Source organism: Caulobacter radicis (genome assembly GCF_003094615.1).
GTDB classification, from domain to species: Bacteria; Pseudomonadota; Alphaproteobacteria; order Caulobacterales; family Caulobacteraceae; genus Caulobacter; species Caulobacter radicis.
On the sequence record NZ_QDKO01000015.1, the window covers coordinates 79,699 to 93,620 of the forward strand.

A 13,922-nucleotide genomic window follows, 5' to 3' on the forward strand; every position below is an offset into this window, starting at 1 on the left:
ACGAAAGCCCCGATCCCACGCGACAAGACCTCGTCAACTTGAGACTGCATGCCGCGAATACCGCATGAAGTCAAAGGGTCAAGCCGGTTACTTCATATGCTGAAGCAGGCCGTGCGCCAACCCAAGGTCAAGCTTCGTCCGTGACCATCAAAGGCGCAGGACGCAGGCGCCCCAGGTCAGGCCGCCGCCCATCGCTTCCAGCAGAAGCAGGTCGCCAGGCTTGATCCGGCCGTCCGCGACCCCGTGGGCGAAAGCCAAGGGAATCGAGGCGGCCGAGGTGTTGGCGTGCAGCGCCACCGTCGAGATCACCTTTTCCTCGTCGATGCCGCAGCGATTGGCCACGCCCTGCAGGATTCGCTGGTTGGCCTGGTGCGGAATGAACCAGTCCACCTCGGGCACCGTCACCCCCGCCTTCTCGGCGGCGGCGTGGATGGCCTCTGAGATGTTGATCACCGCATGCTTGAAGACCTGGTTGCCCAGCATCCGCAGCTTGCCCACCGTGCCCGTGGTCGACGGACCGCCGTCGACATAGAGCAGGTCCTGCTTGGTCCCGTCGGCGCGCAGGGCGAAGCCCAGCATGCCGCGATCGGCCGTGGTCCCCTCGCCTTCCTGCGGCTCCAGCACCACCGCGCCGGCGCCGTCGCCGAACAGCACGCAGGTGCCGCGGTCGGTCCAGTCCATCAGGCGGGTCATGGCCTCGGCGCCGATCACCAGGGCGCACTTGGCGTTGCCGCGGGCGATGAAGCCGTCGGCCACCGACAGGGCGTAGACGAAGCCCGAGCAAACGGCCTGGACGTCGAAGGCGATGCCGACGCCCGCGCCCAGCTTGCGCTGGACGATGGCGGCGGTGGCCGGGAAGGTCAGGTCGGGCGTGGTGGTCGCCACGATGATCAGGTCGACGTCGGCGGCGGTCTTGCCGGCGCGCTCCAGCGCCTGCTTGGCGGCTTCCACGGCCAGGTCCGACACGGCCTGATCGTCGGCGGCCTTGTGGCGCTGACGGATGCCCGTGCGCTCGACGATCCACTCGTCGGACGTGTCGACGATCTTTGACAGCTCTTCGTTGGTGACGATCTGCGGCGGCAGGTAGGCCCCGACGCCGGTCACCACGCTGCGAACTACGCTCACTCGGCGGCTCCCTGGGTTTCGGCGCCGTCGGCGCCGTCGTCCTTGGCCGCTTGGTCTTTTTCCGCGGTCAGACGCTTCAGATTACGATCGATCTCGGCGGTGAAGTCGCTGCGCGCGAGGTCCACCGCCACTCGGACGGCCGAGGCGAAGCCATTGGCGTCGGCGCCGCCGTGGCTCTTCACCACGATGCCGTTGAGGCCAAGCAGCGGCCCGCCGTTGACCCGGCCGGGGTCCAGACGCCGCTTCATCTTCTTCAGCGAGCCCGAGGCGATCAGCGCGCCCAGCATGGCCAGCGGGCCGGCCGTCAGGGTCTGCTTGATCTCATTGCCAAAGAACCGCGCCAGGCCCTCGGCTGTCTTCAGGGCGACATTGCCGGTGAAGCCGTCGGTGACGACCACGTCCACCGTGCCGTAGGCGATGTCGGTGCCCTCGACGAAGCCGCGATAGTCGAAGTCGAAGTGCGGGCTGTCCTGCAGGATGCGATGCGCCTCGCGCACCTCCTCATGGCCCTTCTGCTCCTCGGAGCCGACATTGAGCAGGCCAACGGTCGGACGTTCCGAGCCATGCACGGCGTGATGGAAGGCCGCGCCCATAATGGCGAACTCGACCAGCTGCTCGGCGTCGCTCTCGACATTGGCGCCGACGTCCAGCACCGCCGAGATGCCCTTCATCGTCGGCCAGGAGGCGACGATGGCCGGGCGCTCCAGATCCGCGCTCATGCGCAGGATCAGCTTGGAGATCGCCATCAGGGCGCCGGTGTTGCCGGCCGAGACGCAGGCGGCCGCCTCGCCCGAACGGATCGCCTCGACGGCGTTCCAAAGGCTGGAGCCCTTGCCCCGGCGCATGGCCTGGGCGGGCTTTTCGTCCATGGCGATGGACTTGTCGGTATGGACGACGGTGCAGACCGCCCGCGCGGCGGGCGCGCGCGCCAGTTCGGCGTTCAGCGCGACCTCGTCGCCGTGCACCAGGAAGCGCACGTCGGGCAGGGTCTTGGCCGCGATCTCCAGCGCCGGAACGACCACGGACGGACCGTGATCCCCGCCCATGGCGTCGATCGAGATGACTACAGGCTTGGGCACGAGGCGCTATCGACTCCTTAGACGGTCGCGACGCGGCCGATGATTCCCCGGCGTGATATCACGCCGGAAGGCGTAAGGGCCAACTCAGCCCTCGTCGCCCTTCGTTTTAAGCCCCTTCAACGCCGCGAAGGGAGAAAGCTCAACCGGTTCGGGCGGTTGCACGAACACCGCGCCCGGCTTGCGCGGGAACGGGTCCAGCTCCAGCGCCAGATGTTCGATGACATAGCCCGAGACGTCGATCGCCTCGCCTTCCAGCACGTCGGGCGGATCGTCGCCGTCGGGTTCGAGGCCCAGCTCGCCGCCCTCGTCCTGTGGGGCGTGCTCGCTGTTGGCCGGCAGCACGCGCAGGCTGAAGCGAGCGTCGATGGGGGTCTCGAAGTCCTCGCTGGTGACGCCGCAGGTCTGTACGACGCGGGCGCGCAGCACGCCCGACACCTCGGCGCCGTCCATCCACGAGCGCAGATAGACCTGGGCCTCCAGCAGGTCGAGCGACACCAGGCCCAGCTGCTTGGCGATGGCCTTGCGCACGGTTTCGTCGGGCGCGAGCTTCAGGTCCACCCCGCCGCGGTCGACGCGGGCCAGGGTGACGGTGCTCGGCCAGGGATCAATCAGACGTTCGGCCATTGCACTTCTCCGTTCAGCAGGGCGTCCAGCGACTGCTCCGCCAGAGCTTCGCGCGCCGACCGCACATAGGCGCTAACGGCCGCGACGTCACCCTCGCCGCGCTCCTCGAACACGGTGCGGGCCAGGGCGGCGTCCAGTTCGGCGCAGTCCGGCAACGTCGCGAAGGCCTCGTCATAGGTCTTCAGCCGGCCGTAGAAGGCGCCGGCCAGCTTCTTCATCTTCTTGCCGACGGCGGTGTCGGACACGCCGATTTCACGGAAGGCGTCGTCGAGACCGCGGACGTAGGAGTCGAAAGCCGCCTGCGAGGTCTCGGCCGCAGCCTCGCCCTGCCCTTTCAGCCGCTCGATCACCAGCACAACGTGCAGGGTGAAGAGCTCGAACCGGCCCTCCATCGAGTCGCGAACGCCCAGCTGCGCGTAGAATCGTGACGATCGGGCCTGGGCCGTCGCCGATGCATAGAGTTTTTCCCCCGCCAGCGTCGCGGGCCTGGGCTTGATTAGCCAATCCAGAAACATTCCACGCCTCTATTTCGCCGCGAGCCGCCACTAGATGGCCTGAGCATCCACGCGGGCCATTGAACTAAGCCCGCGCGGGCGATAGGTCAAAGTCCAGCCTTCTTCCGGTTCCGGAGCCTCAATGTCTCGCCCCGCCGTTTTCGCCGCCGCCGCCATCGGCCTCGCCGCCGTCGTCGGAGGCTGCACGCCGCTGACGAGCTATTCCGGCTTCCAGGCCATCGAGGCCAAGCCGGCCGACATGAAGATTGGCGAGGACAGCAAGTCCACCGTCCGCGAGAAGCTGGGCACGCCGTCGGCGGTCTCCACCTTCGACAGCGACGCCTGGTACTACATCTCGCAGACCACCGACCGCGTGGCCTTCTACAAGCCGCGCGTGATCAAGCGCGACGTCGTGGCCATCAAGTTCAACACGGCCGACGAGAAGGTCGCCTCGGTCGACACCTTCACCCTGAAGGACGGCAAGGTCATCGCCTACAACGGCCGCGAGACCCCGACCCGCGGTCGCGAGATGACCGTGCTCGAGCAGCTGCTCGGCACCGTCGGTCGCGGCGGCATGCTGCCTCAGGACGACGAGGGCGTTCCCGGCACCCGCCCCGGCGACCGTCGCTAGACTGACGATCAAGTCGGTTAACCGACACTTCAACCTTACCAAAGCTTGACTATAAGCGCGTGATTTCGTGCGACTTTTTGTCGCCGTATCAACGTTTCCTCAAGCACGCCCGTCACAACCTTCCCGTCTGATCGACGCGGGGCCCCAACCCTGGCGTCGGTTGCTCTGGGGGAGATGGTCGTGAGCGCGCTCGATCTGCGGGCGTTGACGATGCTCATCGTCGACGACAACGCCAACATGCGCGGCATCCTGGCCGCGATCCTGAAGTCCGCTGGGGTGCGGCGCATTCTCGAGGCCGGCGACGGCGTCGAGGGGCTGAAGCTGTTTTCCGAACGCGAGGTCGACATCGTGTTCACCGACCTGATGATGCAGCCGGTGGACGGGTTGTCATTCGTGCACTGGATCCGCAATTCGCAGGCCAGCCCCAACCCGTACGCGCCGATCATCATGATGACCGGCCACGCCACCCGCCGCAGCCTCGACGAGGCGCGGATGGCCGGGGTGACCGAGTTCCTGGCCAAGCCGCTGACGGCGCGCGGGGTCATGCATCGCATCAACGAGGTCATCAACAACCCCCGCGATTTCGTCCGCACGGAGGCCTATTTCGGCCCCTGCCGCCGACGCCGCATCGACCACGACTTCGCCGGCGACGAGCGACGCGGCGCCCAGCCCGCTCCGAACGCCCCGGGCGGCGGGGCCGACCCTGTCTACGACTTCGATCCCGAAGAGGTCTACTGAAGCTCCCCAGACGAAAAACACCCCGGAGCGGCGGCTCCGGGGTGTTCTCGTTCAGGCCGGTATCGAGATCAGCCGTGGGCCAGCACCGCCAGCAGCAGCAGGGCCACGATGTTGGTGATCTTGATCATCGGGTTCACGGCGGGACCCGAGGTGTCCTTGTAGGGATCGCCGACGGTGTCGCCGGTGACGGCGGCCTTGTGGGTTTCGCCGCCCTTCTTGTGCAGGACGCCGTCCTTGTCGGTGAAGCCTTCCTCGATCACCTTCTTGGCGTTGTCCCAGGCGCCGCCGCCGCTGGTCATCGAGATGGCGACGAACAGGCCGGTGACGATCACCCCCATCAGCATGGCGCCGAGACAGGCAAAGGCGTCGACCTTGCCGGCGATGGCGTTGATGACGAAGAACAGCACCACCGGCGAGACCACCGGCAGAAGGCTTGGCACGATCATCTCGCGGATGGCGGCCTTGGTCAGGATGTCGACGGCCTTGCCGTACTCGGGCTTGGTCTCGTAGGTCATGATGCCCGGGTTTTCGCGGAACTGGCGACGGACCTCGGCCACCACCGACTCGGCCGCGCGCCCCACGGCGGTCATCGACAGACCCCCGAACAGGAACGGCAGCAGGCCGCCGAACAGCAGGCCGACCACGACATAGGGATTGGACAGGTCGAAGCTGACCGCCCCCATGCCGTCGAAGAAGCTGCCGGGGGCGGCGTTCTCGGAGAAGAACTTCAGGTCCTCGGTATAGGCCGCGAACAGCACCAGCGCCCCCAGGCCCGCCGAACCGATGGCGTAGCCCTTGGTGACGGCCTTGGTGGTGTTGCCGACCGCGTCCAGGGCGTCGGTGGTGACGCGGACTTCCGGAGGAAGGCCGGCCATCTCGGCGATGCCGCCAGCGTTGTCGGTGACCGGACCGAAGGCGTCCAGAGCGACGATGAAGCCGGCCAGGGACAGCATGGTGGTGGTGGCGATGGCGATGCCGAAGAGGCCCGCCAGGTTATAGGTCACGACGATGCCGACAATGATGGTCAGGGCCGGCAGGGCCGTGGACTCCAGCGACATGGCCAGGCCCTGGATGACGTTGGTGCCGTGACCGGACACCGAGGCCTGGGCCACCGACTTCACCGGCCGGAAGCCCGTGCCGGTGTAGTATTCGGTGATCACCACGATCAGCGCCGTCACCGCCAGGCCCACGAGACCGCAGTAGAACAGGTTGTCGGCGGTGAAGAGACGGCCGTCCAGGTCGATGGCGTCCGGGACGAGCTGGTGGATCACCCACCACACCGCCGGGATCGACAGCAGACCGGTGACGATCAGGCCCTGATAGAGGGCCCCCATGATGTTGTTCTTCTTGCCCAGGCGGACGAAGAAGGCGCCGACGATCGAGGTGACGATGCACACCGCGCAGATGGCCAGCGGCAGGATCATCATCGAGCCGACGACGTCGGTGCCGGTGAAGAAGATCGCCGCCAGCACCATGGTTGCGACCGTGGTCACCGCATAGGTCTCGAACAGGTCGGCGGCCATGCCTGCGCAGTCGCCGACGTTGTCGCCCACGTTGTCGGCGATGGTCGCGGCGTTGCGGGGGTCGTCCTCGGGAATGCCGGCCTCGACCTTGCCGACGAGGTCGCCGCCCACGTCGGCGCCCTTGGTGAAGATGCCGCCGCCCAGGCGGGCGAAGATCGAGATCAAGCTGGCGCCGAAGCCCAGCGCCACCAGCGAGTCGATCACGACCCGATCGGCGCCCTCATGCCCGACCGACAGCAGCAGGGTGTAGTATCCGGCCACGCCCAGCAGCGCGAAGCCCGCCACCAGCATGCCGGTGACCGCGCCCGAGGTGAAGGCCATCGACAGGCCCTTGGCCAGGCTCTCGGACGAGGCCTGGGCGGTGCGCACGTTGGCCCGCACCGAGATCAGCATGCCGGCGAACCCCGCCAGGCCCGAGAGGATCGCGCCCAGCGCGAAGCCGACGGGCTGCTCCCAGCCCTTGAAGAAGAACGCGAGCAAAGCCACGACCACGACGCCGACGATGGCGATGGTCGTGTACTGACGGTTCAGATAGGCCTGGGCGCCTTCCTGAATGGCCGCGGCGATTTCCTGCATCTTCGCATCGCCCGGCGAGGCCTTCAAAAGCCTGGCGGTCTGAACCGCGCCATACAGCACCGCCAGAAGCCCGGCGCCGATGGCTACGTAAAGCCAAGAACTCATGGGTGTTGTGCCCCTTCGTGTTTCAATCACGAGGGGTCGCGGTTCCCGGCATGGAGGATCGACAAGCGCCCCAGGCCAGGAGCGGCGGGCGGGCCTTAGGGCCTCATTCCCCCTCGAAGCTCCCTGATCTGGCCCCGACATCGGCGCCAGGGGGAAACACTGACATCCACAAGCCTAGCGCGCAACCGCTTGCGAGAACGGCGTTCGCGAAGCTTCAGGGGATGATCGGAGCCGAATCGGCGGGCGGCGACGCCGGCTTGGCCGCGGCCTTCGGCGCCGCCTTGGGGAACGGCACGAAGTTGCGCGGCGTCTGCTTGCCGATGGTCACGGCGGCGACCTTGCCCTTGCCGACCAGGGCGACGGCCTCGCGCATGACGATGGCCTTCACCTTGCCATCGTCGAGCAGGACGTAGCTGCCGGGCTTGTTGAGCGGCTGCTTGTGCGCCGCGCGCACCAGCGCGTCGCGCAGCAGCGGCTCCTTGCCGGCGAAGGCGGTGACGTCGCCCGCCGGCGGCAAGGTCAGCGACAACTCGACGAAGATGTAGTTGATCAGGCGCCCCTCGGCGACGATCGGCAGGGCCATGGAGCCCAGCTTGATCACCGGATCTTCCTTCTCCTTCTCGCCCTCCCCGCCTTCCTTCTTCTTCTCCTTGCCGGAGGCGAAGGCGGGCGCGGCGCACAGCGCGAGCGGCGCGGCAAGCGCCAGCAGGGCGCGACGGGACAGAGCGGTCGAGGTCATGCCCGCCTGTTAACCGAGAAGGCTTGAGGTTTCGCTACCGAGGCGACGTCAGCCGTGCAGCCAGCCTAGCCGCTGGGGCGTGATGTCCTTGCCCTTGAACAGGGCGCAGACCCCCTCGCCCTCGACGAACTCGCCGATGTCGCGCACCGGCAGGCCGGCGGCGAAGGCGGCGGCCTGGAAGGCGGCGACGTCGGCGGCGGGAACGGCGCAGACGACCTCGTAGTCGTCGCCGCCCGAAGCCAGGGACATGCGGGCCTCGCCGCGCTCGGGCTGGGCTTCCAGCCACTTGCGGGCGCCGGTCGACAGCGGCAGGCGGTCGAGGTCGACCTTGACCTGCAGGCCGCTGGCCTTGGCGATGTGGCCCGCGTCGGCCAACAGGCCGTCGGAGACGTCGGCGGCGGCGTGGGCGAACTGGCGCAAGGCCTCGCGCAGCGCCAGGCGCGGCGCGGGCGTGCGATAGCGGCGCACGAGGCCGCCGTCGGGATCCTCGACCTCGCCCCAGTGGGCCAGCAGGCCAAGCCAGCCGTCGCCGATGCTGCCGGAAACCATCAGGCGGTCGCCGGCCTTGGCGCCGCGCCGCAGGACGGCCGCCCCTTGCGGCACCCAGCCCAGCAGGGTCGCCGAGACGACCATGGCGCCGGAGGTGGTGACGGTGTCGCCGCCCAGAAGATTGACGCCGTAGGCCTGGCCGTCCTCGGCCAGGCCGCGGGCGAAGGTTTCGCGGTCCTCGACCGTCGTGCCTGAAGGCCAGCCGACAGCCAGGAAATAGCCGTAGGGCTCGGCGCCCTTGGCGGCGAGATCGGACAGATTGGTGCGCAGCAGGCGCCGGGCGACGATGTCGAGATCCTCGCCGGCCAGGAAGTGCACGCCCGCGACCATGGCGTCCTTGGTGATCACCAGGTCGTAGCCGGGGCGCGAGGGCAGCACCGCCGCGTCGTCCAGCAGGTCGAGCGCGACGGGGTCGCCGTTGGTCAGAGGACGCAGGTGGGTCGCGATCAGCTCGAACTCGTCCGGGCCCGACGGCGCGGCCGCCGGAGGGACGTCGTCGAACCACGACTCGTCGTCCTCCGCCGCCGGCGCCACGGCCGGGGCGGGATCGTCGAACCAGTCGTCGTCAGACTCGGGCGTCACGCGCGATGGCGTCCAGGGCGCCGTTGATGAAGCCGGCTTCCGGCCCCTCGAAGAACGACTTGGCGATCTCGACGTACTCGTCGATCACCACCTCGGTCGGAACGTCCGGGCGGTTCATCAGCTCGTAGGCGCCGGCGCGCAGCACGGCGCGGGCGGTAGCGTCCAGGCGCTCGAGCTTCCAGCCCGAGGCCAGGCGGCGCACGATGGCCGGGTCGATGATCGCCTGCTTGGAGACGACGCCCTTCACCAGGTCGGCGAAGAAGGACTCGTCGGCCTGGGCCAGCTGGGCGCCCTCGGTGTCCTCGACGGCGCGGTCGAAGCGGTGCTCGGAGAACTCGCGGACCACGGCGTCGACGCCGGCGCCGGAGACTTCCATCTGGTAGAGGGCCTGCACGGCCGCCAGACGCGAAACGGAACGGGGCTGGATGCGCTTGCTCATCGCGCTTGTCCCGACAGCTGACGCTTCAAACCCACGATCTCCAGGCATTCCCGAGCGGCTTGGCCCCCGCGGTCGCCCTGCGAGAGGCGTGCGCGATTCCAGGCCTGATCCTCGTCATCAACCGTCAACACGCCGTAACCAATGGCCAACCTTTTTCCGACGGCCAGGTCCTGCAGGCCGCGAGCGGTCTCGTTGGACACGATCTCGAAGTGGTAGGTCTCGCCGCGCACGACGGCGCCCAGCGCGATGTAGCCGTCGTAACGCACGCCCGACGGGCCCTTGCCGGCCTCTTCGGCGATGGCGATGGCGGCCGGGATCTGCAGGGCGTCGGAAACGGTGACGACCTCGTACTCCGCCCCCTGGGCCTCGATCGCCTGCACGGCGCCGGCCAGCAGCGCGTCCGACAGGCCCGAATAACGGCGCCCCTCGACGATCAGCAGACGAATCCTGTCTTCCACCATATGCCTCTGAACTCCTGGGCGGACGGGAGGCCTCACAGGGCCGTCACACGCCGACCCGAAAAATCGAATCGTAGGATGCGCCTATAGCTCGTCTTCGGCGACGTCGCTCAAGCCTTCTTCGCCCAAAAACTTCGCGAAATCACTGGTCTCCCGGAAATCGCGATAAACCGAGGCGTAGCGGACGTAGGCCACGTCATCGAGCGACTTCAGGGCCTTCATCACCATTTCGCCAACGACCGACGACTGGAGCTCGGTCTCGCCCTGGCTTTCCAGCTGGCGGACGATGCCGTTGACCATCCGCTCGACCCGCTCGCCCTCGATCGGACGCTTGCGGGTGGCCAGCGAGATCGAGCGCATCAGCTTGTCGCGGTCGAACGGCGAGCGACGACCCGACCGCTTGACGATGATCAGCTCGCGAAGCTGGACGCGTTCGAAGGTCGTGAAGCGGCCGCCGCACTCCGGACAGAGGCGGCGACGGCGGATGGCCGCGCCGTCTTCCGACGGGCGGCTGTCCTTCACCTGGCTTTCGGCGTGGCCGCAGAATGGGCAGCGCATGATCTTGGGCCCTCCCCTGCGGCCTTAGGCCATTAGTTGTAGATCGGGAACCGGGCCGTCAAGGCCAGGACTTCCTCGCGCACCTTGGCCTCGACCGCGGCGTTGCCTTCCGGACCGTTGGCGGCCAGGCCGTTGACGACCTCGCCGATCAGCTCGCCCACGCGGGTGAACTCGGCTTCCTTGAAGCCGCGGGTGGTGCCGGCCGGCGTGCCCAGGCGGATGCCCGAGGTGATCGTGAACGGCGCGGTGTCGAACGGCACGCCGTTCTTGTTGCAGGTCATGTGGGCGCGCTCGAGGCTGTGCTCGGCGTCGCGGCCGGTCACGCCCTTGGGACGCAGGTCGACCAGCATCAGGTGGCTGTCGGTGCCGCCCGAGACGATGTTGACACCCGACTTGCCCAGCGCGTCGGCCAGGGCCTTGGCGTTGGCGATGATCTGGGCGGCGTATTCCTTGAACGAGGGCTGCAGCGCCTCGCCGAAGGCCACGGCCTTGGCGGCGATGACGTGCTCCAGCGGGCCACCTTGCAGGCCGGGGAACACGGCCGAATTGACCTTCTTGATGATGGCTTCGTCGTTGGTCAGCACCATGCCGCCGCGCGGGCCGCGCAGGGTCTTGTGGGTGGTGGTGGTGACGACGTGGGCGTGCGGGACGGGATTGGGGAACACGCCGCCGGCCACCAGGCCCGCGAAGTGGGCCATGTCGACCATCAGGTAGGCGCCGACGCTGTCGGCGATCTCGCGGAAGCGGGCGAAGTCGATCTCGCGGCTATAAGCCGAACCGCCGGCGATGATCAGCTTGGGCTTCTCGCGCTGGGCCACTTCGGCGACGTTGTCGTAGTCGATCAGCTGGTCCTGCTGGCGCACGGTGTAGGACACCGGCTTGAACCACTTGCCCGACTGGTTGGCGGGCGAGCCATGGGTCAGGTGGCCGCCGGCGGCCAGGTCCATGCCCATGAAGGTGTCGCCCGGCTGGAGCAGCGACATGAACACCGACTGGTTGGCCTGCGAGCCCGAGTGCGGCTGGACGTTGGCGAAGGCCGCGCCGAACAGCTGCTTGGCGCGCTCGATGGCGATGGTCTCGATCTCGTCGACCCATTCGCAGCCGCCGTAGTAGCGCTTGCCCGGATAGCCTTCGGCGTACTTGTTGGTCAGGATCGAGCCCTGGGCTTCGAGCACCGCCTTCGAGACGATGTTTTCCGAGGCGATCAGCTCGATCTGGTTCTGCTGACGACCCAGCTCCCGACCAATGCGATCGAAGATGTCGCGGTCGGCGGTCGCGAGATCGGCGCCGAAGAACTTGGTCAGGTCGGTGGTGGTCGTCATCGGCAGCTCCTTGGGGCGGGCGGCTGGGCTTTGGGCGGCGCGCTCCCGCAAGCGGGAGTCGACGGCGCTCTCTTTAGCGTCCTTCGCGCCGCGATCAATGACGGAACCGCGACGATAACCATGCGTTGGTGACGAACCTCGGCGGGGTGTTGCCGCCGCGCCGAGCGTTTTTGAGTGCAAACGAACAGAACGGGCGGGATGCGTATGGCGGCTTCACACGACGAAACGGGGTCGGATTTCTCGGACGACACCGAACTGCTGGCCTTGAGCGCGAGCATCGTCGCGGCCTATGTCGGCCAGAACAAGATTTCCCAGACGGCCGTCCCCGACCTGATCCGCACCGTGCACGGCACCCTGCTGGGCCTGCATGGCGAACCGGCCGCCGCCAAGCCGGCCGAGAAGCAGAAGCCCGCCGTGCCCGTCTCGCGCTCGGTGCAGCACGACTACATCGTCTGCCTCGAGGACGGCAAGAAGTTGAAGATGCTCAAGCGCTACCTGCGCTCGCACTACGACATGAGCCCCGAGGACTATCGCCGCAAGTGGGGCCTGCCGTCGGACTATCCGATGGTCGCGCCGGCCTACGCGGCGCGCCGCTCGGACTTCGCCAAGCAGATCGGCCTGGGCAAGGGCGTGCGCCGGAGGGCCTAAAGCCTTCCTTCTTCATTCCTTCTTGCCCCAGTGGTCGCCATCCCGGCCGAAGCGCAGCGTAGAGCCGGGACCCAGGGGGCCACCGACCTCTGAAGAGGCCGTTGCAAGCGCGACGCCCAGTCCCCCTGGGTCCCGGATAAGCCCTGCGGACTTTCCGGGATGACGAAATTTGGGGGCATGGGTGTGAAGCCCGAAGCCTCACGCCGCCGAGAAGATATCGCGCTTCTTGAAGCCGGCGGTCATGAACCGCCCCATGGCCTTGGGCATGGTCAGCCAGCGCACCGGCGCGGCCGTGGCCTCGCCCTTGAGCACGCCGTCGGCGATGAACGGCGCCACCGTCTCCACGCGATCGCCGAGGATGTTGTAGAGCTTCATCGACTTGGCCCGGTCGGCGTCCGAGGCGTCGCGCATCTCCGACTGCAAGAGGTCGGTGGCGACGATGCCGGGGCTGATCGTCCCCATGCGCACGTTGGTGCCGTCCAGCTCCTTGCCCATCGACTTGGTGAAATAGGTCACTGCACGCTTGGTGGCGCCGTAGAGCGTCAAGCCGGAGGCGGTCATGCCGTCGCTGCCGAAGCCCTCGAAATTGTAGATCGCCCCGCCGCCCGGCTGGGCCAGCATGCGGATCATGGCCAGCTTGGAGGCCTTGATGACGCCCAGCAGGTTGGTGGCGACCACCGCGTCGATCTCGGCTTCCTCGACCTGGTCGAGGCGCACGCGCGGCGACACCGAGCCGGCGTTGTTGATCCAGATGTCGACCGAGCCGAACCGCTCGACGGCCGTGTTCCACAGCGCTTCCAGGTCGGCCACCTTGCTGACGTCGCAGGACTGGGCGGCGACCGCGCCGCCGGTGGCTTCCAGCTTGGCCAGGGCCTCGGCCAGCACCTGCGGATTGCGGCCCGAGATCACGACCTGGCAGCCGCGTTCGAGAAAGGCTTCGGCGAGGCCAAAGCCGATGCCGCGGCTGCTGCCGGTGATCACGATGGTCTTCACGGGGCGACTCTCCTGCGCACGAGGGCGCATCCAGCCCCAAGCCGCCTTCGCGCGCAGCGGCGACGTGGCGGGAAACCGCCACGCGGAGAGGCTTTAGCCCGCCCCTTCCCGCTCCAGCCACCCCCTCGCTTCGGCCCGAGCCCAGGCGATCTCCGGCCCGATATCGAACCGTGCGTCCTCGTCGGCCGCCGATAGCAGGTCCTCGACCTCGTCGAGGGCCGAGAGGTCGAGGGCGGCGTCGCCCAGATAGGCGCCGGGCAATTCGTGCTGGTGGAAGGCGATGTCGGCCAGGATGGCGCGGACCAGATCCACCCTCGCCGCAACGCATAGCGGATCGCGAGCCAAGGCCTCGCGCAAGAACGGCGCGGGCGACGCGTGCCAGGTCGAGCCGCCGCTCGACAGCCGGGCCAGCCAGACCAGCGGCCAGGGATCGGCCGGCTTGGCCTGGGCCCACTCTTCCAGGGTCGGGCGGACCAGCAGGCGAAACAGCGGAACGGGCAGCACGGCTTCAGGCTGGCCGCGATAGGCAAGGCGCTTCTCGCCGATCCAGGCGGCGAAGGCGACGCGGTCGGCCAGCGGCCAGCTCACAGCCCCGGCGACGAAGGCGTCGAGCGCTTCCAGCGCCTCGCGGCGCAGGCCCTGGTGACGAAGACGGAAGTAGTCGGCCGCGCCCGACCAGCCGGGATGCTCGCACGCATCCTCGGCCAACTCGCGCAGGTAACCCAGATCGAAACCCAAG

General features: G+C 68.0%; 16 protein-coding genes. 3 read left to right on the forward strand and 13 right to left on the reverse strand.

The window, feature by feature from the left end; all coding sequences use genetic code 11:
• Positions 1 to 147 precede the first annotated feature (147 nt).
• From DDF62_RS09070 to DDF62_RS09085, 4 genes are all read right to left on the reverse strand, one after another.
• The gene (locus tag DDF62_RS09070; RefSeq protein WP_116488816.1) at positions 148 to 1,125 is read right to left on the reverse strand and encodes a beta-ketoacyl-ACP synthase III; all 978 of its coding nucleotides are present in this window, start codon (positions 1,123 to 1,125) and stop codon (positions 148 to 150) included.
• Positions 1,122 to 2,204: a phosphate acyltransferase PlsX gene (gene plsX / locus DDF62_RS09075; RefSeq protein WP_116488817.1), complete on the reverse strand. Its 1,083-nt coding sequence runs from the start codon at positions 2,202 to 2,204 to the stop codon at positions 1,122 to 1,124. The genes DDF62_RS09070 and plsX overlap by 4 nt, the downstream gene beginning before the upstream one ends.
• Before the next feature lie 84 nt (positions 2,205 to 2,288).
• Positions 2,289 to 2,828 carry a YceD family protein gene (locus DDF62_RS09080; protein ID WP_116488818.1) on the reverse strand — a complete coding sequence of 180 codons (540 nt, stop codon included), beginning with the start codon at positions 2,826 to 2,828 and terminating at the stop codon, positions 2,289 to 2,291.
• Positions 2,813 to 3,343 carry a ubiquinol-cytochrome C chaperone family protein gene (locus DDF62_RS09085; protein ID WP_116488819.1) on the reverse strand — a complete coding sequence of 177 codons (531 nt, stop codon included), beginning with the start codon at positions 3,341 to 3,343 and terminating at the stop codon, positions 2,813 to 2,815. Before DDF62_RS09085 ends, DDF62_RS09080 begins: the two co-directional genes overlap by 16 nt.
• A gap of 121 nt (positions 3,344 to 3,464) precedes the next feature.
• Between DDF62_RS09085 and DDF62_RS09090 the strand changes: the two genes are divergently transcribed.
• Together DDF62_RS09090 and DDF62_RS09095 are read left to right on the forward strand one after the other, a co-directional pair.
• Complete coding sequence (locus DDF62_RS09090) at positions 3,465 to 3,953, forward strand: outer membrane protein assembly factor BamE (protein ID WP_116488820.1); 489 nt, start codon at positions 3,465 to 3,467, stop codon at positions 3,951 to 3,953.
• A 180-nt stretch (positions 3,954 to 4,133) separates the two neighbouring features.
• Positions 4,134 to 4,691, forward strand: a complete 558-nt coding sequence (locus tag DDF62_RS09095) for a response regulator (protein WP_116488934.1) — start codon at positions 4,134 to 4,136, stop codon at positions 4,689 to 4,691.
• 68 nt (positions 4,692 to 4,759) lie between these two features.
• On the opposite strand, the gene DDF62_RS09100 is transcribed toward DDF62_RS09095, so the two are convergent.
• The 7 genes from DDF62_RS09100 to glyA all read right to left on the reverse strand — a co-directional run bounded on the left by DDF62_RS09100 (position 4,760) and on the right by glyA (position 11,542).
• Positions 4,760 to 6,895 carry a sodium-translocating pyrophosphatase gene (locus DDF62_RS09100; protein WP_116488821.1) on the reverse strand — a complete coding sequence of 712 codons (2,136 nt, stop codon included), beginning with the start codon at positions 6,893 to 6,895 and terminating at the stop codon, positions 4,760 to 4,762.
• Between the two features lie 214 nt (positions 6,896 to 7,109).
• Entirely contained in the window at positions 7,110 to 7,634 is a 525-nt protein-coding gene (locus DDF62_RS09105; protein WP_116488822.1) for a hypothetical protein, read from the reverse strand.
• A gap of 48 nt (positions 7,635 to 7,682) precedes the next feature.
• Positions 7,683 to 8,765: a thiamine-phosphate kinase gene (gene thiL / locus DDF62_RS09110; protein ID WP_116488823.1), complete on the reverse strand. Its 1,083-nt coding sequence runs from the start codon at positions 8,763 to 8,765 to the stop codon at positions 7,683 to 7,685.
• On the reverse strand, positions 8,749 to 9,204 hold the full coding sequence (gene nusB / locus DDF62_RS09115; RefSeq protein WP_116488824.1) for a transcription antitermination factor NusB: 456 nt from the start codon (positions 9,202 to 9,204) through the stop codon (positions 8,749 to 8,751). Before nusB ends, thiL begins: the two co-directional genes overlap by 17 nt.
• Positions 9,201 to 9,665: a 6,7-dimethyl-8-ribityllumazine synthase gene (locus tag DDF62_RS09120; RefSeq protein WP_101719709.1), complete on the reverse strand. Its 465-nt coding sequence runs from the start codon at positions 9,663 to 9,665 to the stop codon at positions 9,201 to 9,203. The genes nusB and DDF62_RS09120 overlap by 4 nt, the downstream gene beginning before the upstream one ends.
• An 81-nt stretch (positions 9,666 to 9,746) precedes the next feature.
• On the reverse strand, positions 9,747 to 10,220 hold the full coding sequence (gene nrdR, locus DDF62_RS09125) for a transcriptional regulator NrdR (protein ID WP_101714276.1): 474 nt from the start codon (positions 10,218 to 10,220) through the stop codon (positions 9,747 to 9,749).
• A gap of 32 nt (positions 10,221 to 10,252) precedes the next feature.
• On the reverse strand, positions 10,253 to 11,542 hold the full coding sequence (gene glyA, locus DDF62_RS09130) for a serine hydroxymethyltransferase (protein ID WP_116488825.1): 1,290 nt from the start codon (positions 11,540 to 11,542) through the stop codon (positions 10,253 to 10,255).
• 204 nt (positions 11,543 to 11,746) lie between these two features.
• Between glyA and DDF62_RS09135 the strand changes: the two genes are divergently transcribed.
• Positions 11,747 to 12,190: a Ros/MucR family transcriptional regulator gene (locus DDF62_RS09135; RefSeq protein WP_116488826.1), complete on the forward strand. Its 444-nt coding sequence runs from the start codon at positions 11,747 to 11,749 to the stop codon at positions 12,188 to 12,190.
• Positions 12,191 to 12,388: 198 nt separating this feature from the next.
• Here the strand turns inward: DDF62_RS09135 and DDF62_RS09140 are convergent, their stop codons facing one another.
• Positions 12,389 to 13,183, reverse strand: a complete 795-nt coding sequence (locus DDF62_RS09140) for an SDR family NAD(P)-dependent oxidoreductase (RefSeq protein WP_165832215.1) — start codon at positions 13,181 to 13,183, stop codon at positions 12,389 to 12,391.
• A gap of 93 nt (positions 13,184 to 13,276) precedes the next feature.
• The gene (locus DDF62_RS09145; protein WP_116488828.1) at positions 13,277 to 13,921 is read right to left on the reverse strand and encodes a hypothetical protein; all 645 of its coding nucleotides are present in this window, start codon (positions 13,919 to 13,921) and stop codon (positions 13,277 to 13,279) included.
• Position 13,922 lies beyond the last annotated feature (1 nt).

Bases quoted from the DNA above. Each gene is read 5' to 3' on its own strand.
- DDF62_RS09120 (WP_101719709.1), bottom strand. From the start codon at position 9,665: ATGGTGGAAGACAGGATTCGTCTGCTGATCGTCGAGGGGCGCCGTTAT.
- glyA (WP_116488825.1), bottom strand. From the start codon at position 11,542: ATGACGACCACCACCGACCTGACCAAGTTCTTCGGCGCCGATCTCGCG.
- DDF62_RS09135 (WP_116488826.1), top strand. From the start codon at position 11,747: ATGGCGGCTTCACACGACGAAACGGGGTCGGATTTCTCGGACGACACC.
- DDF62_RS09085 (WP_116488819.1), bottom strand. From the start codon at position 3,343: ATGTTTCTGGATTGGCTAATCAAGCCCAGGCCCGCGACGCTGGCGGGG.
- DDF62_RS09100 (WP_116488821.1), bottom strand. From the start codon at position 6,895: ATGAGTTCTTGGCTTTACGTAGCCATCGGCGCCGGGCTTCTGGCGGTG.
- nusB (WP_116488824.1), bottom strand. From the start codon at position 9,204: ATGAGCAAGCGCATCCAGCCCCGTTCCGTTTCGCGTCTGGCGGCCGTG.
- DDF62_RS09105 (WP_116488822.1), bottom strand. From the start codon at position 7,634: ATGACCTCGACCGCTCTGTCCCGTCGCGCCCTGCTGGCGCTTGCCGCG.
- DDF62_RS09080 (WP_116488818.1), bottom strand. From the start codon at position 2,828: ATGGCCGAACGTCTGATTGATCCCTGGCCGAGCACCGTCACCCTGGCC.
- nrdR (WP_101714276.1), bottom strand. From the start codon at position 10,220: ATGCGCTGCCCATTCTGCGGCCACGCCGAAAGCCAGGTGAAGGACAGC.
- DDF62_RS09090 (WP_116488820.1), top strand. From the start codon at position 3,465: ATGTCTCGCCCCGCCGTTTTCGCCGCCGCCGCCATCGGCCTCGCCGCC.